This is a genomic window from Staphylococcus sp. HMSC36A10 (genome assembly GCF_001838845.1).
Taxonomy (GTDB): Bacteria; Bacillota; Bacilli; order Staphylococcales; family Staphylococcaceae; genus Staphylococcus; species Staphylococcus aureus.
The window spans coordinates 56,319-78,275 of the sequence record NZ_KV839126.1 but is presented as its reverse complement, the minus strand read 5'-3'; the positions used below and the strand labels follow the sequence as shown (position 1 = coordinate 78,275).

At 31.7% G+C, this 21,957-nt stretch carries 23 protein-coding genes; 8 read left to right on the top strand and 15 right to left on the bottom strand.

Annotation, left to right across the window (positions count from 1 at the left end; all coding sequences use genetic code 11):
- Nucleotides 1-202 precede the first annotated feature (202 nt).
- Nucleotides 203-1,498, top strand: coding sequence for a penicillin-binding protein PBP4 (gene pbp4 / locus HMPREF3247_RS10960; RefSeq protein WP_000793046.1), 1,296 nt, complete (start codon nt 203-205; stop codon nt 1,496-1,498).
- Between the two features lie 116 nt (nt 1,499-1,614).
- Here the strand turns inward: pbp4 and tagD are convergent, their stop codons facing one another.
- From tagD to tagG, 4 genes are all read right to left on the bottom strand, one after another.
- Nucleotides 1,615-2,013, bottom strand: a complete 399-nt coding sequence (gene tagD, locus HMPREF3247_RS10955) for a glycerol-3-phosphate cytidylyltransferase (RefSeq protein WP_000832260.1) — start codon at nt 2,011-2,013, stop codon at nt 1,615-1,617.
- Nucleotides 2,014-2,075: 62 nt separating this feature from the next.
- Entirely contained in the window at nt 2,076-3,137 is a 1,062-nt protein-coding gene (locus HMPREF3247_RS10950) for a glycosyltransferase family 2 protein (RefSeq protein ID WP_001241180.1), read from the bottom strand.
- Nucleotides 3,134-4,237 (bottom strand): teichoic acid glycerol-phosphate primase TarB, encoded by a 1,104-nt coding sequence (gene tarB / locus HMPREF3247_RS10945; protein WP_001101604.1) that lies wholly within the window; start codon nt 4,235-4,237, stop codon nt 3,134-3,136. The genes HMPREF3247_RS10950 and tarB overlap by 4 nt, the downstream gene beginning before the upstream one ends.
- A 98-nt stretch (nt 4,238-4,335) precedes the next feature.
- Nucleotides 4,336-5,148, bottom strand: coding sequence for a teichoic acids export ABC transporter permease subunit TagG (tagG, locus tag HMPREF3247_RS10940; RefSeq protein WP_001273058.1), 813 nt, complete (start codon nt 5,146-5,148; stop codon nt 4,336-4,338).
- Between the two features lie 346 nt (nt 5,149-5,494).
- Here tagG and tagH point away from each other — a divergent pair, with 346 nt between their 5' ends.
- Nucleotides 5,495-6,289, top strand: coding sequence for a teichoic acids export ABC transporter ATP-binding subunit TagH (tagH, locus tag HMPREF3247_RS10935; protein ID WP_001103232.1), 795 nt, complete (start codon nt 5,495-5,497; stop codon nt 6,287-6,289).
- 60 nt (nt 6,290-6,349) lie between these two features.
- Here the strand turns inward: tagH and tarA are convergent, their stop codons facing one another.
- A complete protein-coding gene (gene tarA, locus HMPREF3247_RS10930; protein ID WP_000215388.1) occupies nt 6,350-7,114 on the bottom strand; it encodes an N-acetylglucosaminyldiphosphoundecaprenol N-acetyl-beta-D-mannosaminyltransferase TarA in 765 nt (254 codons plus the stop codon).
- A gap of 235 nt (nt 7,115-7,349) precedes the next feature.
- On the opposite strand from tarA, the gene HMPREF3247_RS10925 reads away from it, so the two are divergent.
- Nucleotides 7,350-8,102 (top strand): M50 family metallopeptidase, encoded by a 753-nt coding sequence (locus HMPREF3247_RS10925; RefSeq protein ID WP_001108547.1) that lies wholly within the window; start codon nt 7,350-7,352, stop codon nt 8,100-8,102.
- 79 nt (nt 8,103-8,181) lie between these two features.
- Here the strand turns inward: HMPREF3247_RS10925 and HMPREF3247_RS10920 are convergent, their stop codons facing one another.
- Entirely contained in the window at nt 8,182-8,826 is a 645-nt protein-coding gene (locus tag HMPREF3247_RS10920) for a metal-dependent transcriptional regulator (protein WP_000954654.1), read from the bottom strand.
- A 121-nt stretch (nt 8,827-8,947) separates the two neighbouring features.
- Between HMPREF3247_RS10920 and HMPREF3247_RS10915 the strand changes: the two genes are divergently transcribed.
- From HMPREF3247_RS10915 to mntC, 3 genes are read left to right on the top strand one after another with little or no spacing between them, the layout of a single operon-like run.
- Entirely contained in the window at nt 8,948-9,691 is a 744-nt protein-coding gene (locus HMPREF3247_RS10915) for a metal ABC transporter ATP-binding protein (protein WP_000894464.1), read from the top strand.
- Nucleotides 9,685-10,521 carry a metal ABC transporter permease gene (locus HMPREF3247_RS10910; RefSeq protein WP_000889252.1) on the top strand — a complete coding sequence of 279 codons (837 nt, stop codon included), beginning with the start codon at nt 9,685-9,687 and terminating at the stop codon, nt 10,519-10,521. The genes HMPREF3247_RS10915 and HMPREF3247_RS10910 overlap by 7 nt, the downstream gene beginning before the upstream one ends.
- Nucleotides 10,518-11,447: a manganese ABC transporter substrate-binding lipoprotein MntC gene (gene mntC, locus HMPREF3247_RS10905; RefSeq protein WP_000737654.1), complete on the top strand. Its 930-nt coding sequence runs from the start codon at nt 10,518-10,520 to the stop codon at nt 11,445-11,447. Before HMPREF3247_RS10910 ends, mntC begins: the two co-directional genes overlap by 4 nt.
- Before the next feature lie 1,026 nt (nt 11,448-12,473).
- On the opposite strand, the gene HMPREF3247_RS10900 is transcribed toward mntC, so the two are convergent.
- The 9 genes from HMPREF3247_RS10900 to HMPREF3247_RS10860 all read right to left on the bottom strand — a co-directional run bounded on the left by HMPREF3247_RS10900 (nt 12,474) and on the right by HMPREF3247_RS10860 (nt 21,270).
- The gene (locus HMPREF3247_RS10900; RefSeq protein WP_000402172.1) at nt 12,474-14,516 is read right to left on the bottom strand and encodes a cation:proton antiporter; all 2,043 of its coding nucleotides are present in this window, start codon (nt 14,514-14,516) and stop codon (nt 12,474-12,476) included.
- Nucleotides 14,517-14,855: 339 nt separating this feature from the next.
- A complete protein-coding gene (mnhG2, locus tag HMPREF3247_RS10895) occupies nt 14,856-15,293 on the bottom strand; it encodes a Na+/H+ antiporter Mnh2 subunit G (protein ID WP_000406611.1) in 438 nt (145 codons plus the stop codon).
- Nucleotides 15,268-15,570 (bottom strand): Na+/H+ antiporter Mnh2 subunit F, encoded by a 303-nt coding sequence (gene mnhF2 / locus HMPREF3247_RS10890; protein ID WP_000616642.1) that lies wholly within the window; start codon nt 15,568-15,570, stop codon nt 15,268-15,270. Before mnhF2 ends, mnhG2 begins: the two co-directional genes overlap by 26 nt.
- Complete coding sequence (gene mnhE2, locus HMPREF3247_RS10885) at nt 15,567-16,049, bottom strand: Na+/H+ antiporter Mnh2 subunit E (RefSeq protein ID WP_001071973.1); 483 nt, start codon at nt 16,047-16,049, stop codon at nt 15,567-15,569. Before mnhE2 ends, mnhF2 begins: the two co-directional genes overlap by 4 nt.
- The gene (mnhD2, locus tag HMPREF3247_RS10880) at nt 16,050-17,546 is read right to left on the bottom strand and encodes a Na+/H+ antiporter Mnh2 subunit D (RefSeq protein WP_000950548.1); all 1,497 of its coding nucleotides are present in this window, start codon (nt 17,544-17,546) and stop codon (nt 16,050-16,052) included.
- Nucleotides 17,536-17,880: a Na+/H+ antiporter Mnh2 subunit C gene (gene mnhC2 / locus HMPREF3247_RS10875; protein ID WP_001048985.1), complete on the bottom strand. Its 345-nt coding sequence runs from the start codon at nt 17,878-17,880 to the stop codon at nt 17,536-17,538. The genes mnhD2 and mnhC2 overlap by 11 nt, the downstream gene beginning before the upstream one ends.
- Nucleotides 17,877-18,302 carry a Na+/H+ antiporter Mnh2 subunit B gene (mnhB2, locus tag HMPREF3247_RS10870; RefSeq protein WP_000661906.1) on the bottom strand — a complete coding sequence of 142 codons (426 nt, stop codon included), beginning with the start codon at nt 18,300-18,302 and terminating at the stop codon, nt 17,877-17,879. Before mnhB2 ends, mnhC2 begins: the two co-directional genes overlap by 4 nt.
- Entirely contained in the window at nt 18,289-20,691 is a 2,403-nt protein-coding gene (mnhA2, locus tag HMPREF3247_RS10865) for a Na+/H+ antiporter Mnh2 subunit A (protein WP_000060780.1), read from the bottom strand. Before mnhA2 ends, mnhB2 begins: the two co-directional genes overlap by 14 nt.
- Before the next feature lie 18 nt (nt 20,692-20,709).
- The gene (locus HMPREF3247_RS10860) at nt 20,710-21,270 is read right to left on the bottom strand and encodes a tyrosine-type recombinase/integrase (RefSeq protein WP_001044915.1); all 561 of its coding nucleotides are present in this window, start codon (nt 21,268-21,270) and stop codon (nt 20,710-20,712) included.
- Nucleotides 21,271-21,428: 158 nt separating this feature from the next.
- Here HMPREF3247_RS10860 and HMPREF3247_RS10855 point away from each other — a divergent pair, with 158 nt between their 5' ends.
- Both HMPREF3247_RS10855 and HMPREF3247_RS10850 read left to right on the top strand, forming a co-directional pair.
- On the top strand, nt 21,429-21,632 hold the full coding sequence (locus HMPREF3247_RS10855) for a sigS mRNA-stabilizing protein SroA (protein ID WP_000036088.1): 204 nt from the start codon (nt 21,429-21,431) through the stop codon (nt 21,630-21,632).
- 16 nt (nt 21,633-21,648) lie between these two features.
- On the top strand, nt 21,649-21,873 hold the full coding sequence (locus HMPREF3247_RS10850) for a DUF2922 domain-containing protein (protein ID WP_000169042.1): 225 nt from the start codon (nt 21,649-21,651) through the stop codon (nt 21,871-21,873).
- The last annotated feature ends 84 nt before the right edge of the window (nt 21,874-21,957 follow it).

Below are 21,957 nucleotides of genomic sequence, written 5' to 3'. Positions count from 1 at the left end.
TAAGTTTGCTCTTCGTACAAACATTATAACACCTTTAGCTACACACGTAATATATTTGCATTATTTTTCAAATTAACTGCAGAAAACTTTATTTTCAACAATTTAATTAAGGTGAAGTGAATTAGCAATGATTTCCGTAAGTAGGAATAACCATTGCTTTTAGGGAATATTTAAGAATTGGAAAAGGGAAGATTAACGCTTTATGAAAAATTTAATATCTATTATCATCATTTTATGTTTAACATTAAGTATTATGACACCATATGCACAAGCTGCTAACAGTGACGTAACCCCTGTACAAGCAGCAAATCAATATGGTTATGCAGGTTTGTCAGCTGCATACGAACCGACGAGTGCTGTTAATGTAAGTCAAACTGGACAATTACTGTATCAATACAATATCGATACTAAGTGGAATCCAGCGTCTATGACCAAATTAATGACAATGTACTTAACATTGGAAGCTGTAAATAAGGGGCAGCTTTCACTTGATGACACTGTCACAATGACGAACAAAGAATATATTATGTCTACACTACCTGAGTTGAGTAATACGAAACTATATCCTGGACAAGTATGGACAATCGCAGACCTATTACAAATTACAGTATCTAATTCTAGTAATGCCGCGGCATTAATTTTAGCTAAGAAGGTATCAAAAAACACCAGCGATTTCGTTGATTTAATGAATAACAAAGCTAAAGCTATCGGAATGAAAAATACACATTTCGTCAATCCAACGGGTGCTGAAAATTCAAGATTACGTTCATTTGCACCAACAAAGTATAAAGACCAAGAACGTACTGTAACGACTGCTAGAGACTATGCCATTTTAGATTTACACGTGATTAAAGAGACACCTAAAATATTAGACTTTACAAAGCAGTTAGCACCAACAACGCATGCAGTTACGTATTACACATTCAACTTTTCATTGGAAGGTGCAAAAATGAGTTTGCCGGGTACAGATGGTTTAAAAACTGGATCAAGTGATACAGCAAATTACAACCATACGATTACTACCAAACGAGGTAAATTTAGAATTAATCAAGTTATCATGGGTGCGGGAGACTATAAAAACCTTGGTGGCGAGAAGCAACGTAATATGATGGGGAATGCATTAATGGAACGCTCATTTGATCAGTATAAATATGTAAAAATATTGTCTAAAGGTGAGCAAAGGATAAATGGTAAGAAATATTATGTTGAAAACGATCTTTACGATGTTTTACCAAGTGATTTTAGTAAAAAAGATTATAAACTTGTAGTCGAAGATGGTAAAGTACACGCGGACTATCCAAGAGAATTTATTAATAAAGATTATGGACCTCCAACTGTAGAAGTTCATCAGCCAATTATTCAAAAGGCAAATACTGTTGCTAAAAGTATGTGGGAAGAACATCCATTATTCACTATCATTGGTGGTGCATGCCTTGTCGCTGGATTAGCACTAATTGTTCATATGATAATCAATCGTTTATTTAGAAAAAGAAAATAAAACATACTAAAAACGGACAAGTTGCACATTATAAAGCTGCGAAACTTGTCCGTTTTATATTTATTTTATAATAACCTACATTAATTTATCGTTTAGTATCGATAGTTCTATATAATTTATTTAGCATCTTTACCATATAATTCTTGTTTGATTTTAGTCGTCGAAATGCCTTCTGTACGTTTTAAATAAATGACTTCACATTTATCCTTTAAGAAGTCGAATTCACCTTCCCAGTCATGTCCCATAACAAAAACATCTACATCAAATTTTTCGACATCGTCTTCTTTTTGTCCCCAGCCCTTTTCTGGAATGACTAAATCGACATAGCGTATTGATTCAAGCATCATTTTTCGTTGTTCATAATCATAATAAGATTTTTTATGTTTAATTTGATTAAATTCATCTGTTGATAATGCTACTATTAAATAATCGCCCATCTCTCTTGCACGACGAAGCAATTCGATATGACCATAGTGAAGTAAGTCATATGTGCCATATGTTATTACACGTTTCATTAAGTTATCCTCCTCATATTGTCACATCATAGGATTGCAGTTTATGGTCATCAATGTACACGTTATCGTTTTAACATTGATTTTGTTCGATGTGCAAACTTTCTCCCTTTAAGTTGTATCAAGAATTTTTTATAAGTCGGCCTATTAATGCCCACTTGAATTAATGTTTGTCGCCACAATTCGTATATTTCTCTATCCCAATTCTCACCAATAAATTCAACTGTATTTATAATGTCAAACATGTTTTGCGATACATAATCAGAATGCTGCATAGACATAATATAGTCTTTTACGAGTTGAATTGTCGTGTGCGTTACTGCTGGGTGTTCGTTCATATAATATTTTAATGAATTATTGAATAAAATACGATCAACCATATCACTATATAATAGCCTTTGTTCAGGTAATAGTAACATTTCCATGACTCGTTGTCTTATTTTCATAATTTCTGTGATATATCTATTAAAATCTTCATCGTTACTTGTAGCATGTGTATCTATATCGTTATCTCCGACAATCATCTGTGAAACTAAATGTATATCCGTAGCTTTTTGTATCGCCTTGACAAGTATTGCGTGATTGTATGTGTTAGCTAAAGTTTCGTCACACTGTAATTCAGCAAATTTAGCACTGAATAACTTTCCGTCAAAAGACATCATTGATAACAAATCTGGTTGTTCCGTTAATGTAACGATTCGATTATCTTTAATAAACTCATCAGCACTTTTCAATTTCCATTCACCATGGTAATTGTAAGCTCGCTGCCCTATTACCATATCAATATTATCATTATTTTTGAAAGCTGCAGTTAACCTATCTAATTTACCTGGCAATACGATTGATGTTGGATTTATGACCATAAATGCGTCACTATCATGTGGATCTGTCATTTTGATATCCATCAAACCTTTATTAATACACGTAGCTATCGAAGCATTTTGTAATTGTATTAATGAAATATGCTTGAGTTCTCTTTGTAACCGTTCAATCATAGGAATTGTTTGATCAGTAGAACCACCATCAATACAAAGGATTCTATAGTGTTCTTTACTCTCAATAGATATTAACAATTGTCGAATTGTTGCCTCATTATTACATGTAGGTATGATTATCGTAAGCCTCATTTTGTCACCATCTTATCTATATATTCTGTGAGCTGATGTAAACTTTTATCAGTATTATACTTATGCCAATCTTTAAATAACGGATTTAATAGATGTTCTTTTTCTTGTATCGTCATTATTAAATCTTCTTCAGTATACACTTTGTAGCTATCCGGTATTGCTTTGTAAAATTGATTCAGGCCTCTCACTTTATCATATGTTCCTTCATCATACACATAAAATATAGTTGGAATATCTAACAAGCTAGCTTCTATTGGCAGCGAACTATAGTCGCTAATAATTATATCTGACATTAGCATTAATGTAGACGTGTCGATTGAAGATACGTCATCAATGTCTGAATGTTCAATTGATGGATGTAATTTATTAATCAGTGTATATCCTGGTAAACATTTTTCAAAATAAGCTTTATCAATAGCCCTATTATCTGCTTTATCTTCTCTATATGTTGGTACATATAATACCAACTTATTTGTAATTCCATATTTATCCTTTAACTCTGCCTTAACCGTTGCTCTATCAGCTGTGTAATATTTATTAATTCTCGGAAGCCCAAAATACAGCATTTGCTCTTCTGTTGCACCTAAAGACTGTTTAAAACATTGTGACATTTGTTCACAACCCACTAAGTAAAAATCCGTCGCTTGATAAACTTTACGGTACTGCTGAACCATTGCCTTGTCAGACACATCGACTTGATGATCTGTTAATCCAAAGTTTTTTAATGCACCACTTGCATGCCACGTTTGAACAATGTGTTGATTAGAAGTCTTATTATATCCACCTAGTAATAGGTAATAATTATCGATAATAATCATCTGCGCGCTTTTCAAAGCCTTAATTTGTTTTACCAATGTTCGATTAGTCATTTCTATCACATCAACATCGTCGCTAAGTTCAGATAAATAAGGCGCTTGTTTTGGTGTTGTTAAAACAGTTTTCTGATACGACGAATTATTTAATGCTTTGATGATAGGCTTAATATCTTCTGGAAAAGTCATCATAAATACGATATGCGGTTTATCAATCACTTGAGGCGTAATCATTTTAGAAAGTATTCGAACTACCAAATGATAAAATTTCTTTATTAAAACGTTCATAATACACCAACTTAATATGTTATTTACTTAAATTATAAACAAAAATGAACCCCACTTCCATTTATTAATGGTTAGCGGGGTTTCGTCATATAAATATATTACAAGAAGTCTGCAAATTGATCTCTATATTTCATGTGTAGGTACGCACCAATTGCAAAGAAAATGGCAACAATACCGAAATTGTATAACATTAATTTCCAATGATCCATGAAATACCATTCGTGATATAAAATTGCTGCACGGTATGATTCAGCAATAAAGTAAACTGGATTATATTTCATCATTTCATGAATTAAACCACTGATACCATGGTTCTTTGGTAGCCACAAAATTGGTGAAAAGTAAAATAATATTCTTAATATTGCTTGCATTAACATTTGTGTATCTCTAACTAACACACCGAGTGTTGATGTTAATAACGTCACCGAGGCAGTTAAGAAAAAACAAAACGGTACATATATCAATAATTGAATGATATGTATTGATGGATAAATACCAGTAAACATACATGCAATTATCACAAGTAAAAGTAAGCCTAAATGTCCATAAAATCTACTTGTCACAATATATGTCGGTATTATCGATAACGGGAAGTTCATTTTCGATACTTGATTAAACTTTTGTGTAATTGCTTTAGTACCTTCTAAAATACCTTGGTTGATGAAGAACCACATACTGATACCAACCAATAACCAATAAACAAAAGGTACACCATGAATTGGTGCATTACTTCTTATTCCTAATCCAAAAACCATCCAGTAAACCATAATTTGCATAACAGGGTTAATTAATTCCCAAGCCACACCTAAATAGTTACTATGATTGATAATTTTAACTTGAAACTGAGCCAGTCTTTGAATTAAATAAAAGTTCTTTACATGTTCTTTAAAAACTGTTCCTATTGCTGACATTCCATTAAACCACACTTTCAAATGTTTAACTATTTCTCTACTTAACTAAATAGTATTATAATAATTGTTGTAAATACTATCACTATACATGGATGCTATCAAAATTATTGTCTAGTTCTTTAAAATATTAGTTTATTACAAATACATTATAGTATACAATCATGTAAGTTGAAATAAGTTTAGTTTTTAAATATCATTGTTATCATTGATGATTAACATTTTGTGTCAAAACACCAACTCTGATAATAACAAAATCTTCTATACACTTTACAACAGGTTTTAAAATTTAACAACTGTTGAGTAGTATATTATAATCTAGATAAATGTGAATAAGGAAGGTCTACAAATGAACGTTTCGGTAAACATTAAAAATGTAACAAAAGAATATCGTATTTATCGTACAAATAAAGAACGTATGAAAGATGCGCTCATTCCCAAACATAAAAACAAAACATTTTTCGCTTTAGATGACATTAGTTTAAAAGCATATGAAGGCGACGTCATAGGGCTTGTTGGCATCAATGGTTCCGGCAAATCAACGTTGAGCAATATCATTGGCGGTTCTTTGTCGCCTACTGTTGGCAAAGTGGATCGTAATGGTGAAGTCAGCGTTATCGCAATTAGTGCTGGCTTGAGTGGACAACTTACAGGGATTGAAAATATCGAATTTAAAATGTTATGTATGGGCTTTAAGCGAAAAGAAATTAAAGCGATGACACCTAAGATTATTGAATTTAGTGAACTTGGTGAGTTTATTTATCAACCAGTTAAAAAGTATTCAAGTGGTATGCGTGCAAAACTTGGTTTTTCAATTAATATCACAGTTAATCCAGATATCTTAGTCATTGACGAAGCTTTATCTGTAGGTGACCAAACTTTTGCACAAAAATGTTTAGATAAAATTTACGAGTTTAAAGAGCAAAACAAAACCATCTTTTTCGTTAGTCATAACTTAGGCCAAGTGAGACAATTTTGTACTAAGATTGCTTGGATTGAAGGCGGAAAGTTAAAAGATTACGGTGAACTTGATGATGTATTACCTAAATATGAAGCTTTCCTTAACGATTTTAAAAAGAAATCCAAAGCCGAACAAAAAGAATTTAGAAACAAACTCGATGAGTCCCGCTTCGTTATTAAATAAACCGAAAAAACCGAGAATCTCCATTTAAGGATTTCCTCGGTTTTATTTTTGTCATCATGATTATTTCGCCTTTTTTATTTTTCTTTTTGCTTTGGCTATTTTATACATAAATATAGGAATACTCTTTAATCTACCAATACGTTTCCAATCTATTAATGCTCTATATATCCATTCAATGTTTAATTTTCTAAAGATATAAGGCGCTCTCTTTTTAGCCCCAGCAAATACTTCAAGAGAACCACCTACGCCCATCATCACTGTAGATTCAAATTGGTTTTCATGTGTCATAATCCATTCTTCTTGTTTAGGGAATCCCATACCTACAAATATGTAATCAGGTTTAAACAGTTTAATTCGTTTTACTACTGTCTCATCTTCTAAATCAATATAACCGTGATGATGTGCAAACGATATGTTTGGATATCTTTGTTGCAATGCATATTGTGCCGCTTCTACAACTTCATTAGTTGCCCCTAGCAAAAATACTTTTTGATGATTTACATGAGCAATTTTCAAACATTCATCCATCAACTCAATACCAGGTATACGATGCGCTAGAGGTTGCTTTAAACGATGCGAAGCTTTGACTACTCCTGTCCCATCAGCAACAATATAGCTCGCTTGATTTATTAACTCTAAATACGCTTGATGCGTCGTCGCGTAATTCACTATTTCAGGGTTGGCTGTTACTATAAAAAGATTATTCGTTGATTGATTTGCAAAAAAGGTTTTAATATTTTCAACCATTTGCAACATTGTTGTATTATCAAAATCGACCCCTAAAATGTCAACTTTGGCTGTATTGGATCTTTCTTCAACAGTCATAACAGGAATCTCCTATCTTATTTCATTATTATGTTAGTGTAATCAATATTAACAGTATTTATATTCATCCTATTTATATCGAAATGATTTTGCTTTATTTTAACACATATTCACCTTTTCAAAAATTAAAATTAGTTTAACTAAGGTAAGTCTAAAGTCTAACGCTATTGATGCCAATATCATTTATAATAAGTGCTAAGCAAACTTTAAATTAATATCTTATATGAGGTTAACAATGAATTATTTATCAAACTTTTTTAATACGACAATTCAACTTAATATATACATTATCGTTATTGTTGCAGCTTGTTATATTGCTATTCATCAATATAGACATAAGCCTGTTTTGAACTATTTAGATGTCATTTTAAACTATATCCCTGTTTTAACACATGAATTTGGTCATGTACTGTTTAATAAACTCGCTGGTGGCCGTGCAAAAGATTTAGTCATTGTAACAAGCCCACGAGAGCGACAACAGACATTACAACAAGGATTCGCAATTACACAATCTAGACATCTAGCAGGCCAATGGCTTACAACGATTGGTGGTTATTTAATGCCACCTATTATGTTATTGATAGGTTTAGCGTCGAGCCATTATCAGATACCTAGTTTCTTTATATTTACCTATTTATTGATATTTATTTATTTTTTAATTTTAACATCTAGAAAAGGCTCACCCATTGTTGTTATAACTTTAATTTCTATCATGTTGTATTTTATATTAAAAGATGAAAATATAGTAGAAATTCAACTACTTGTCACAATGAGTTATCAATATATTTTAGGTGTATTATTAGGCGAAGTTCTACAATCTAGTTGGACGATTGCTAAATTGACTTTCCAGCGTCCGAGTCCACAGTGGGATGGTAGTGCACTTAAAGAACTCAGTCATGTACCTATCTTCATTTATAGTACAATCTGGATTATCTTCAATCTTTATGCAGTGAATATTTTACTCAAATATACTCACTTGATAAATTAACTAATAAAAAAGAAGCCTAAAGCAATTATCCATATGTCTTTATCAGTTCAATCATGGATATCTTTATGGCTTCTTTATTTTATTTTTCAGCAAACATGTTCATTGCATTTTCGTAACTGACAATAATTACATTATCATTACGTTTAATGATAATTACTTTATTCATTTCATCTTTCGATACAATTTCCACTTCATTACCAATAGAAATATCTTTACTAGACAAATATATTAGCAAATCGGTCTTATCTCTCACACGTTTGATTGTAACGATATCACCAGGTTCATAATTCAAAATCGTTGTTATATATTTCTCTTTATATTCATTATTTCTAGGAATCACACCGCCGTGCGGGCAAGTTTCTGGGAAATTTAACAGGCTATCCAGCCTTTCAACAAATAAATCTGAAATTCGATGTTCTAAAATTTCTGCTTCTTGATGTACTTCTTCCCAATTATATTTCAATATTTCTATTAAAAATAATTCTAATAGTCGATGTCTCTTAATGATATCAAGCGTATGCGTTAAACCATCCTCTGTTAATCTAACACCTTTGTATGGTTTTGTTTCAACATAGCCTGCTTTTTCAAGACGTCCTACCATTTCACTTACAGATGGAGGCTTAATATTTAAAAATTGAGATAAGATTTTATTTGTCACAAAGTTTTTATCGCCATTATTCGTAAGGATTGCCTTTAAATAGTCCTCTTTTTCTTCAGTTAACATACTTTCACCTCACATACATTGTCTATATTATATCACGAATTTACTTGACATGATAAATATTCTCAGTTTATTATACAATTAATTAGGTTAGCCTAAACTTTTAATTAGGAGGTATAAACATTTGTTAGAAACAAAAGATTTAAATCTGTTTTTAGGTAATAAGCATGTACTTAAAAACATTTCCTTATCGATACCAGTACGCGGCGAAATAATTGGTATCATGGGCCCGAATGGTGCTGGTAAATCTTCCCTTATCAAGTCTTTAATTGGTGAATTTAATGCTACCGGTACTAAATTGTTATATAACAAACCTATACAACAACAACTGCAACATATTACATATATTCCACAAAAAGCACATATTGATTTAGATTTTCCTATAAGTGTGGAACAAGTGATTTTATCAGGTTGCTACAAAGAAATTGGATGGTTTAGACGACCTAATAAATCAGCAAGGGATAAACTCAAACAGTTATTAAGCGATTTAGAATTAGAATCTTTACGTCATCGACAAATTTCAGAATTAAGTGGTGGACAATTACAACGTGTGCTAGTAGCAAGAGCATTGATGTCCGAAAGTGAAGTTTATTTTCTAGATGAGCCGTTTGTCGGAATTGATTTTAGTAGCGAAAAATTAATCATGACAAAAATCGAGAACTTAAAACAACAAGGAAAACTTATTCTTATCATCCACCATGATCTATCAAAAGCAAAGCAATACTTTGATCGCATTATTCTATTAAATCAAACATTACGATACTTTGGTGATAGTGAAGAGGCTATGAGTGTCACTCGCTTAAACGAAACATTTATGAGTAGCACTGACTGTAGTGACCCTAGTCAAAGGAGCAATATAACATGTTAGAGTTTGTCGAACATTTATTTACATATCAATTCTTGAATCGAGCATTGATAACTTCAATTATTGTAGGGATAGTTTGTGGTACAGTTGGTAGTTTAATTGTATTACGTGGTCTTTCATTAATGGGAGATGCAATGAGTCACGCAGTATTACCTGGTGTTGCCCTATCATTCTTATTTGGTATTCCAATGTTTGTAGGCGCACTTATAACTGGTATGATCGCAAGTATTTTTATCGGTTATATCACATCTAGTAGTAAAACGAAACCTGACGCCGCTATTGGAATTAGTTTTACCGCTTTCTTAGCTTCGGGGATTATTATTATTAGCTTAATAAACACTACGACAGATTTGTACCATATTCTGTTTGGTAATTTACTGGCAATCACAAATAGTGCATTTTTAACAACTATTGTGATTGGTTCAATCGTCCTTATTCTAATCATTATTTTCTATCGTCCATTAATGATTTCTACATTCGATCCAACGTTTAGTAGAATGAGTGGTCTAAATACGACGTTATTACATTACTTTGTGATGTTGTTACTCTCATTAGTAACAGTAGCAAGTATTCAAACGGTAGGTATTATTCTTGTAGTTGCATTATTAATTACACCTGCATCTACAGCATTTTTAATTAGTAAAAAACTATACTCAATGATGATTATAGCAAGTTTAATAAGTGTCATAAGTTCAATTGTCGGACTTTATTACAGCTATATTTACAACATTCCTAGTGGTGCGACAATCGTACTTTGTACGTTTGTAATTTATATCATCACATTATTTTTCACAAAATTTACGAATAGAAAGAAACGAGGAAGTTTAACATGAAAAAATTAGTACCTTTATTATTAGCCTTATTACTTCTAGTTGCTGCATGTGGTACTGGTGGTAAACAAAGCAGTGATAAGTCAAATGGCAAATTAAAAGTAGTAACGACGAATTCAATTTTATATGATATGGCTAAAAATGTTGGTGGAGACAACGTCGATATTCATAGTATTGTACCTGTTGGTCAAGATCCTCATGAATATGAAGTTAAACCTAAAGATATTAAAAAGTTAACTGACGCTGACGTTATTTTATACAACGGATTAAATTTAGAGACTGGTAACGGTTGGTTTGAAAAAGCCTTAGAACAGGCTGGTAAATCATTAAAAGATAAAAAAGTTATCGCAGTATCAAAAGATGTTAAACCTATCTATTTAAACGGTGAAGAAGGCAACAAAGATAAACAAGATCCACACGCATGGTTAAGTTTAGATAACGGTATTAAATACGTAAAAACAATTCAACAAACATTTATCGATAACGACAAAAAACATAAAGCAGATTATGAAAAGCAAGGTAACAAATACATTGCTCAATTGGAAAAATTAAATAATGACAGTAAAGACAAATTTAATGACATTCCAAAAGAACAACGTGCCATGATTACAAGTGAAGGTGCCTTCAAGTACTTCTCAAAACAATACGGTATTACACCAGGTTATATTTGGGAAATTAACACTGAAAAACAAGGTACACCTGAACAAATGAGACAAGCTATTGAGTTTGTTAAAAAGCACAAATTAAAACACTTATTAGTAGAAACAAGTGTTGATAAGAAAGCAATGGAAAGTTTATCTGAAGAAACGAAGAAAGATATCTTTGGTGAAGTGTACACAGATTCAATCGGTAAAGAAGGCACTAAAGGTGACTCTTACTACAAAATGATGAAATCAAATATTGAAACTGTACACGGAAGCATGAAATAACACGCTGTGTTTTAATGAAGTAAGATGAATTGATGTTGATGCAACCTAAAATATTGGTATCTCCAATATTTTAGGCCACACATCAACATAACAAAGTCGAAGGCTAATAGTCCCATATCGTGCGTTAAATATATATTACCCTCCTATTAATATATATACCGTTCCCGATCGCACGATATGGTGGTATTAGAACTTCTCTTTGAACGAAAGAGAAAAGCTAGAAGTTCTTATGCAGTTTTAATTAAACTGTAAACATTTGTCACTCTTTAAATCAAAGAGTAAAGTTAAAAGCTTTATGTGGTTTTGATTAAACTGCGAACAGCTGCTTCTCTTTGAACGAAAGAGAAAAGCTAGAAGTTCTTATGCAGTTTTAATTAAACTGTCGTTCCCTTCATCTCTTTTAACCACAGAGATGCGTTAGAAGTTCTTCTAATACAATTTATACAACGCCATTCCCTACACACTCTTATAAAAGAGATTCACGCGCGTCAATAAATTGTATTACATACTAACTAAAAAGCTTTTCTTAATCGTACTAACGAAGTTAGAGGTTCTTATGTGATTGGACAACTGTTCTCCCTACTAGACTTTTAGCATAGCTGGTTAAAAGTACTATTACAGATTGTTCAATTGTATGCCCCTTTCCTTTGAACGGAATATTAAAAGCTATGTGCAGTAACTTTTAATAGGCATACCACTTTTGCATCAAGCTATAAATAATCGCATACTTTGATATTTAATCTGGCCTATCAAAGTAAACATCTATGGTTTCCTCCCCCCATAGATCCTTAAGCCACACTCATCCGATGTCATATGAGTGTGGCTATTTTTTGTGAATACACTTAACTTCACCTTTAAATGACTTCGCTTAATCTATCTCCTCCAATTTTTAAAACTTATTTCAATTAAATCTCAAATATTAATAATTCGTATAGTTTAAAACTATCTATTCAATTCCCATAAAATAAAAGGGATTGATGAAAAGCCCTTCAGTTTTTCATCAATCCCTTTTAGCATAATTAGGAACTACGTCATACTATCTACAATAACCATTTCATCGTAATTGATTGCCTCTCTTAATTTCAAAGCAGTACCTTCAGATACTTCGTCTGTATCTATCAATTCACGTAAAATGCGACGTTGTTCTCTCAATGCATTTAATTTAATTTTAGTAATCGTATCTTCACTTGCTGAGTTGAAGAAATTTGATGGTGTTAAGTTTTCAATTCGCATTAAATAACCGTCACAAACCATTCCAACTTCAAGTGTATTATCTTTTGTTGTTTCCTTAGACAAACGACTAACCACATTATAATGGACTAATTTATTAATTTTATTTAATTCCATTAAGTTATCCGTAACACTAAGTGAAGATGCGGAGTTCACTCTCGTTTGTACTCTTCGTTTTAATAAAGCACCTCGTAATAATACAATCATTCTTCTTATTAATGATGCTTGTCTATATACCTGTGTTCTTTCAGCATAACGCATATAGTTTTCAAGTACACTATTCGTTATTTGTCCTTCATCTACTAAAGACTCTAATGTTTTTGTTTCTACATTAAAAGCAATTTTTTGTAGACGTTCTAATTCTTTAGAGTTTTCATCATCTTTCTCTACAGTTTTTAAAAATGCTAATTTATCATGATATTCTTTAATCACGTTACCATATTTAAAACTTGTTTCGAAAGTAGATTTTTGATTTAGATAATCAATAACTTGTTCTAATATATAAATTCTAGCAACTTTAAACGACATATTGCCAATTACTGTTTTAGGTGCAGGTTTCGTTAATAATGGCAATAATACTTGCGCAACTACCAAACTAATAATAACCATACCAGATGCAATAAATAATAAGTCGTTTCTATACGTAAAAGCATGATGCCCTGCTAAAAAATACGGTAACGTTAATGCGATTGCTAAAGAAATTGTTCCATGCACACCACATAACGTCATAATTAAAGCGTATAAACTTCGCTTTGGTGGTTTCTCAGTCGTTGGATTATCATCATCATTTTTAGTCATCATTTTTTGGAATGGACTGATGGCTAAATAAAAATAAGGATATAAGACATAAACCCAAACAAATCTAAATAGATAGACAGCTAAAGCAACAACAATAGTGATGCCTATTAAAAAGATTAAATTGTGCGGTTCTGTTTTGATAATTTTAATAATAACTTCAGGTACTAAAAATCCTAATATTGAAAAAACAAAGCCATTTAAAACATAACCTAGTATATTCCATGTATGATTGTAACTCATTTGCAGTTGTGTACGTACTTGCATAATTCTGTCACGTTCGAAACCATGTACAAGTCCTGCAACTACTGCTGCAATGATTCCTGATGCGTGAAACAATTCAGCAATTAAATACGTAACAAATGGTGTTAACAATTGAATAATTGTAAACATATTAATGTTTTCATATCCTCGACGCATCAATGTTAATCGGAACCTTACTAATGCCATACCTATAAGTAAACCAACCACTGCGCCACCAATTGATGCAATTAAAAACAACTGAACAGCATCAACAAGTGAAAAAGCACCTGTAACTAATACTCCAACAGCTATTTTAAATGAAATAATACCAGCAGCATCATTCAATAATGACTCACCTTCAAGAATTGTCATTGCTCCTTTTGGCAAGACCTTTCCTTTAGTGATTGCTTGCACTGCTACTGCATCAGTAGGACAAAGAATGGCAGCAATTGCAAATGCTGCTCCAATAGGTAAATCTGGCCAAATCCAATGAATAAATAAACCTACACCTATCACAGTAGTAATGACTAATCCTAATGCCATCATCATCACTGGCTTAATATATTTCCTTAAATGGACTCTAGAAACATTAACACCTTCTACAAATAACAAAGGCGCAATCATTGTTACCATAAACAATTCAGAATCAAAATTAAATTGAACAGGGATTGGGGTAATAAATAGTAACATGCCCAAGAAAATTTGTATAAATGCTAGGGGTACTTTAGGTATGAAAGTATGGACAAACGAACTTAGTATCACAACAGCTATAAATATAAGAATTGTTTCAAATATTTCCAAACTTTCACCTCTCTAAAAAGTATTGTTTAATTGAAAATTAAGTATCACATCTCGTTGTAATTATACTTTAGAGGATAAATTGAGTTAGCGACCACAAAAGCACTTTAATATAGATATATGTCTACGATTGCAGTACTTAAATTTGCAATTATTTAATTTTATTTTATCACTAATTGTTTGTATAAATAAACAACTTGCTTTCACATAACAACATTAACTTATAATACAAAAAATGAGCACCTTAAAATCGACTAACCAATTTCAAAGTACTCTTTTAATGATTAATTTTGAAAACAGATTTTCAAAAGCATTGTTATGCTTAACAATTTAGCCAACACTTCAATCGTTTTGATACCATTTCTTACGATGCTCTTCTCGTTTTTCAGCACGTAATTGTAATGCTTCTGTAGAGTTTTGTTCATTTGAACTTAATAATATTGATGCATGTGTGTGAGCATCATTTTTTCGATACATATAAGCGCCGTTGCGATAAGCAGCGCGAGCGACTAAGTGCATGCCGACTGGTGAAGTTAAATTAATAAAAACAAGTGACAGTAATAAACGCACACTGAAAAATCCTGTATTCACAATAAAATAAATTAATACACCGATTAAAGTTAATAACACGGATAAAGTTGAACTTTTTGTCGCAGCGTGACTTCTTAAGAAAACATCTTGGAATTTCACGATACCTATTGCACTAATAAGAGCAATAAAACTACCTAACAACAACATCACAGCAGCAATAAGACTAAAGATTTCTTTTGTTATTTCCATTAAACACATGCCCCCCACCAATAAAGCGTGATATTGAAACAGAACTTACAAAAGATATAATGGCAATGAGCATGATTGAATCTAAGAAAGAAACGGTGCCCATAAGTACACTTAACACACCCACAATTGACATTACGACAGCACTTGTTGTATCAAATGTAACGACACGATCTGCTGTTGTAGGTCCCTTGATTAATCTAAATAAACAGATGATTAATGCAATTCCAAAAATAATGAGTGAACTAATAATCATAATATGTGTTATTGTTTGTATCATCGCGACACCTCCAATATTAAGTCTTCATAATGCTTAATACTTCTTAACAAACTATCTTTTTCTTTTTCTGACACGTCGATACTATGAATAAAAAACTTTTTAGAGTCTTGAGAAATTCGTATTACTGTAGACCCTGGAGTTATAATAATTAAAATTGTTAAAAATGTTATTGACCAATCACTTGTTAGTCTTGTTTCATATGAAAGTAATCCAGGGTTCATATCTTTTGTTTTAAAAAGAATATAATTAATCGTGCTAATGCTAGATGTTATTAATTGATATAAATAAACACCTAAAAATTTAATAGCTACCCATATTTTTCTAACATAAAAATCATCGCTGAAAAACCTGTGTAATATATAAATGACAATTAAACCAATTAGATATCCAGAAAAGAAAGTCGAGAATTTAAAATGATCTTCATCTTGAAATAATACCCATAAGAATGCAATGATAATATTTAAAACTATTTGATTCATTTAGTCCTCTCCTTTCAAATGCGGATTTACAAGTTTTTGATATAATTGATCACTCGTGTTCAACTCAGTTGCATCACTTGTAACATTTAACACAACAGGTGCAGCAATTCCGATTGCGATAACCACAACTACTAAAATACTTAAAATTCTTTTTCGATATAGCGGGATTTTCTTAAAATTAACTTCCTCCCCATCTTTATCTCCAAAATACATATAAAAAAGTATCCTAAATAAACTGTACATTGCAATTAGACTAGTAATAATCATTAACGCTAGTCCAATATAATTGCCATTTTGCAATGCACCTTGGAAAATAAGTACTTTCCCCGGAAAGCCACTAAATGGAGGCACGCCGCCAATAGCAAAAATCATTATAATAAACGCAACTCCAAATAAAGGTTCTTTTTTAGCTAAGCCATTCAAATATTGATATTGTCGATAGCCTGTAATGTAAACTAAACTACCAATAATAAAAAATAGCAATGTTTTTACAACAATGTCATTTACCAAATAAAATATTGCACCATTAATACCTGCAAACGTGTTTGTTCCTAAACCTAAAATGATAAATCCTATTGAGATTATGACTTGGTAAGCTGCAATCTTTTTAATATCTTTATAAGCAATGACACCTATAGCGCCGATGACCATAGTTATAGCAGCCATAGTTGCTAGCAATGGATGTATGAGATCATTATGTTGATCAAATAGTAAAGTGAAGAATCGAATTAATGCATAGGCCCCTACTTTGGTCATTAACGCTGCAAATAATGCTGCAAGCTCAGTATTTAACACAGCGTAGGCTTTGGGTAGCCACATAAAAAGGACCAGCGCTGCTTTCGCACTAAATGCGACTAAGAAGATTAATGAAATCATTGTAACAGTGCGATTATCTCCCATGTCATTCAAACGCATTGCAATATGTGAAAAGTTTAATGTACCTACTGTTTTATAAAGTAAACCTATACCTAATAAGAATAGCCATGAACCAATAATATTCAAGACAACATAAATAATTGCAGCACGTAATTGTTCTACAGATTGTCCAAGTGTAATGAGTACAAATGACGCTAGTAACATAATTTCAAACATGACGTATAAATTAAATAAATCTGATGTTAGAAAAGAGCCTATCACGCCAACACTTAAAAATAATATGAACGATGGCAAGTGATAACGATTTGCTTTATGTTCGCCACGCCCAAATCCGTATGCCATAATTAAAGTAATCACAAACGAAGCGGTTGTAACCATAATTAAACTTAAAGAATCTCCTAAAAACTGTATACCAAAGGGCGCTGACCATCCTCCAAAGTCTAGCGTAATTGGACGGTGACGCTGAACATAAATTAATAGCATTAATGAAATAATTGTGGTGATAGTCATTGTACCTAAGTATAAATATTTAGAAATACGATCATTATTTTTTAAAAATACAAGGATTAAGGCACAAAGGAATGGTAATAACATTGGTAAAATCAATAAGTTACTTAGCATCATCTTCCCCCCTTAGGCCTTCAATTTCATCTTCTTTTGTTACTTTATAAGTTCTATAAACAAGTACAAGTAAAAACGCAGTCATCCCAAACCCTATAACTATTGCAGTTAGTACAATAGCTTGTAACAAGGGATCAACAAACAATTGGTTTCCACCAGTTATTAGTGGTTCTGATCTACTAGAACCATACGTTCCCATACTCATAATAATGAGATTACCAGCATGAGTATATATTGAAATTCCGATTACAATACGAATTAAATTGATTGATAAAATCATATATGTTCCTATAAACACTAAAAATCCTATAACTAGTAATAATATTAAATTCATGATCGACCTCCGCTAAGCGACAACATCACTGTGACAATAACACCAACAACTGAGAATAAAATACCTAATTCAAAAAGTGTTATTGTACTTACATGAATTTGTCCTAAAATTGGAAGTATCCAAGTTGTTTCATATTGAGACAAAAATGGTTTTCCAAAAAACATAGGTATTATCGCAGTAATAGATGATACCAATGCTCCAATAATCATTAAAATTCTAAAATCAATCGGTAAACTTTCTAAAACCTCTTCAACATTAAAAGCCAGAAACATTAAAATAAACGCTGAACTAAATATTAAACCACCAATAAACCCACCACCAGGATTATTATGACCTGCGAAGAAGACATAGAATCCGAAAGTCAATAAAATAAATACAACAAGTTTCGTGACCGTTCTTAACACGACATCATTCTCTTTCATCTTGTCCCCTCCGATCTTGATAATTTAATAATGTGTAAATACCTAGCCCAGTAATAATTAACACTAATCCTTCAAATAATGTATCTAATGCTCTAAAGTCACCAAGTATCGCATTTACAATATTTTTACCACCTGTTAGTTTGTCAGCTTTTAAATAAAAGTCTGATATTGATGATAAACCATCTGTTTGTTGTGTAATAAAAATTAATGATACAACAATAAGTGCCATCAAGAGTGATACAGAAATTTTAATTATTTCTCTTTTTTTGTTAGCGTTAGATCTTGGCACGTTTGGTAATCTTGAAAAACTGACAATAAATAGTATCGTCGTTATTGTTTCAACTACTAGCTGAGTCAATGCTAGATCAGGGGCTTTCATTGCTATAAAGAATAAGGTCACAACAAATCCGATGACTCCATTTAAAATGACCATTGTCAGTCGTTGACGTATAAAAATTAAAGAAATACCAATTGTGACAGTTACGATTGCTAATATAATTTCTAATGCCCCAAATTCAGAAACATGTAACTGATGTACTTTAGGAAGTCCAATTCGAATATAACCATATCCAATGATAATCATAAATATGCCTAAGGTCATAATAATGTATTGGTTTAAACGATCTTGCATAACACGTTTAAATCGCTTCGTAGCAAACTTTTCAAAATGTCGATATACCATCTCATAGCTTTTTGAAACTGAAATCTGTCTAATTTTACCTGTGAACACTTTTTTCCAATCTACTTTGATTGCTAGTACACTACCCAATAAAATAATGATGATGGTTAAAAGAAGCGGTATGTTAAATCCATGCCATTGCGAAACATGTGGTGCCAATTGATCAATTTGATGATTACCACCTGATACAGCTCTTAATGCTAGAACGATAATCCCCTTCCCAAATATATTTGGTACAAAAAAGATTACAGGTACTAGCACCATTAATATAAGAGATGGTAAACTAAACAACCATGGTTCGTGGATATTTTTTTTAGTAAAAACCTTAGAATCATATTTTGTCCAAAATACTTCTTTTACCATGTATAGTGCATATGTGAATGTAAAAACACTCGCAATAACACCAACAAACACGATAGCTATCATTGAAATCAAACTAAATTGGGATAATTGTCCAGTTTGTGTTAATGCATCTAAAAACATTTCTTTACTTAAAAATCCATTTAAAAATGGTACTCCAGCCATAGATAGAGCCGCTATCGTCATGACTAGATTCATTTTAGGAAATAGTTGACGCATTCCACTTAAAATTCGTATATCCCTTGAACCTGCTTCATGATCTAAAATACCTACTCCCATGAAAAGCGCACATTTAAAGATGGCATGATTCATTAGATGAAATAGCGCACCAAATAATACAAATACATAAATAGATGCTATTGCGTCTTGTTGGTGTTGAGCATATCCGCCACCTATACCCACCATAGCCATAATCATCCCAAGTTGACTGATTGTAGAGTACGCTAGGATACCTTTTAAATCCCATTGTTTTAAAGCTGTAATTGAACCAAATAACATTGTTATTAAACCAACAAACGTAACGATATATACGTACATATTGCTAAGACCTAATAATGGTGTAAATCGAAGTAATAAAAAGATACCAGCTTTTACCATCGTGGCTGAATGTAAATAAGCACTTACAGGTGTAGGTGCAGCCATTGCTCTAGGTAGCCAAATATGAAATGGAAATTGTGCTGATTTTGTAAATGCACCTAATAAAAACATAAAAATCATAGGGATAAACAATCCATGATTCTTAATATGATCTGCTTGTCCTAATATCTCTGTGATGTTATTCGTTCCTGTCATAATATACAACATGATAAAACCAACTAATAATGCCAAACCACCAAATACTGTAATCATAAATGATTGCATCGCACCAAATTGACTATCTCCGTTGTTATACCAATATGAAATCAATAAAAATGATGATACACTCGTTAATTCCCAAAAAATGTACATCAATATCGTATTGTCTGATAATACAATACCAATCATACTGAACATAAATAACGTTAAATAAAAATAAAACCTTGGTAAATTGTCTTTTCGAGAGGATAAATATTGAGTTGCATAGAAGAATACTGCAATTCCAATAAGTGAAATAATAAGAGAAAACATTAAACTTAAACCATCTAAACGTAAATCTAAATTAATATCTAATGTCTTAATCCATGGAATAGAGGTAGAAAGATATTGCAGTTTAGCTACTGATGGTATTTGAATCAAAAAATAGATAGATGAAATTACAGGTGCAACCAACGCTATGTACCCGGCATATTTAGCCAATGCTCTACGTTTAGACATTAGAAGTATCATCGCCATAATCACAAGTATAGCAATTAATAAATAAACCAAACTCATTATTAGCCTCCTTTGTTTCTATAATTGTAATGAAATATAAATACTATGTTCACACTCATTTTCTAAACCGATAAAATTTAGTGTTTCAATAGCAGATTGATGCCCTAAATACTTTTGAATGACTGGTATAGGTATACCTTTTTGATAAGCATGATATGCAAATGTCTTACGCAATGTCGTTAGTCCTACATTATCTATACCAGCTTCAATTGATGCTTGGTGAATTATTCGATATGCTTGCTGTCTAGATAATACTTGATTTGTTCGTAGTGATTGAAAAAGAACGTCTTCATTCGAAAGACTCCTGTCCTCTATATATTGAAGTAGTTCTTTCGATAATGTTTCTGGTAACCTAATTTTAATCAACGAATGAAAATGTGCTTTACACATTTCTGATAACGTACACTTTTCAATTAGTCTCTTAACTTGAGAGACTGTAATTGTTAATAATTCTGATACTTTCAATCCACTATGTATAGCTAACTTAAAGAATAAATAGTCACGTTCAGATTTTATCTTGAGCGCTTCATACATTTTAACAATATCATCATTAAATTTAATCGCTTCTACTTTATTCATTACTCAACCTCCCCTTGCTTTAAGTGTCTTAATCATAGCTATATTATATTTTAGTTACATATATCTATTGCCTTTTTTATAGATTTTAAACATAGAAAATAAAATTAGCCATTTTATTATTTTGTTTCGATATATAGTGTGAAAGGAGGTTTTAAAATATGAGTAAAATAAACCACATCACTATTGTATTATCATTTACTAAAGTAGACGCTAACGGCAAACAAACAGAATTTAAGCGTCGATTCGCTAACATTAACCCTGATGCATCAAACGACCAAATTAAAACATTCAGCAAACTTATTGAGCGACTTACTGGAGAAACATATAGCAATATCGAACTCATCAAATCTTTATCAATTTAATCAGGAGGACATATTCATGACTAAAACACTTGAATTAAGTTTTAAATCTTCACTAGACAAGCCTGTAAAACTGCAATTACCACAATTAAACAACGTAGTGACCGAGCAAGTTGCACGTGATAGTATGAATGCATTAGTAGATTTAAATATTATAAAGTCAAATAGTGGTACTATCACCAAAGTACATTCTGCTCAAATTATTGATAAAACAACAACTGTTTTATTTGAAGATAAGAAATAGATATAAAGAAAGCGCAATTAATTTAGTATAAATACTAACACCCTAGACTTTCATCATGATTGTCTAGGGTGATTTTGTTGTAAT

Bases quoted from the DNA above. Each gene is read 5' to 3' on its own strand.
- HMPREF3247_RS10950 (WP_001241180.1), bottom strand. From the start codon at position 3,137: ATGAGGCTTACGATAATCATACCTACATGTAATAATGAGGCAACAATT.
- HMPREF3247_RS10925 (WP_001108547.1), top strand. From the start codon at position 7,350: ATGAATTATTTATCAAACTTTTTTAATACGACAATTCAACTTAATATA.
- tagH (WP_001103232.1), top strand. From the start codon at position 5,495: ATGAACGTTTCGGTAAACATTAAAAATGTAACAAAAGAATATCGTATT.
- HMPREF3247_RS10860 (WP_001044915.1), bottom strand. From the start codon at position 21,270: ATGAATAAAGTAGAAGCGATTAAATTTAATGATGATATTGTTAAAATG.
- mnhB2 (WP_000661906.1), bottom strand. From the start codon at position 18,302: ATGAAAGAGAATGATGTCGTGTTAAGAACGGTCACGAAACTTGTTGTA.
- mntC (WP_000737654.1), top strand. From the start codon at position 10,518: ATGAAAAAATTAGTACCTTTATTATTAGCCTTATTACTTCTAGTTGCT.
- tagD (WP_000832260.1), bottom strand. From the start codon at position 2,013: ATGAAACGTGTAATAACATATGGCACATATGACTTACTTCACTATGGT.
- tarA (WP_000215388.1), bottom strand. From the start codon at position 7,114: ATGACTGTTGAAGAAAGATCCAATACAGCCAAAGTTGACATTTTAGGG.
- tarB (WP_001101604.1), bottom strand. From the start codon at position 4,237: ATGAACGTTTTAATAAAGAAATTTTATCATTTGGTAGTTCGAATACTT.
- HMPREF3247_RS10920 (WP_000954654.1), bottom strand. From the start codon at position 8,826: ATGTTAACTGAAGAAAAAGAGGACTATTTAAAGGCAATCCTTACGAAT.
- mnhG2 (WP_000406611.1), bottom strand. From the start codon at position 15,293: ATGGAAATAACAAAAGAAATCTTTAGTCTTATTGCTGCTGTGATGTTG.
- mnhF2 (WP_000616642.1), bottom strand. From the start codon at position 15,570: ATGATACAAACAATAACACATATTATGATTATTAGTTCACTCATTATT.
- mnhD2 (WP_000950548.1), bottom strand. From the start codon at position 17,546: ATGCTAAGTAACTTATTGATTTTACCAATGTTATTACCATTCCTTTGT.
- HMPREF3247_RS10850 (WP_000169042.1), top strand. From the start codon at position 21,649: ATGACTAAAACACTTGAATTAAGTTTTAAATCTTCACTAGACAAGCCT.
- tagG (WP_001273058.1), bottom strand. From the start codon at position 5,148: ATGTCAGCAATAGGAACAGTTTTTAAAGAACATGTAAAGAACTTTTAT.
- HMPREF3247_RS10910 (WP_000889252.1), top strand. From the start codon at position 9,685: ATGTTAGAGTTTGTCGAACATTTATTTACATATCAATTCTTGAATCGA.
- pbp4 (WP_000793046.1), top strand. From the start codon at position 203: ATGAAAAATTTAATATCTATTATCATCATTTTATGTTTAACATTAAGT.
- mnhC2 (WP_001048985.1), bottom strand. From the start codon at position 17,880: ATGAATTTAATATTATTACTAGTTATAGGATTTTTAGTGTTTATAGGA.
- mnhE2 (WP_001071973.1), bottom strand. From the start codon at position 16,049: ATGAATCAAATAGTTTTAAATATTATCATTGCATTCTTATGGGTATTA.
- HMPREF3247_RS10855 (WP_000036088.1), top strand. From the start codon at position 21,429: ATGAGTAAAATAAACCACATCACTATTGTATTATCATTTACTAAAGTA.
- mnhA2 (WP_000060780.1), bottom strand. From the start codon at position 20,691: ATGAGTTTGGTTTATTTATTAATTGCTATACTTGTGATTATGGCGATG.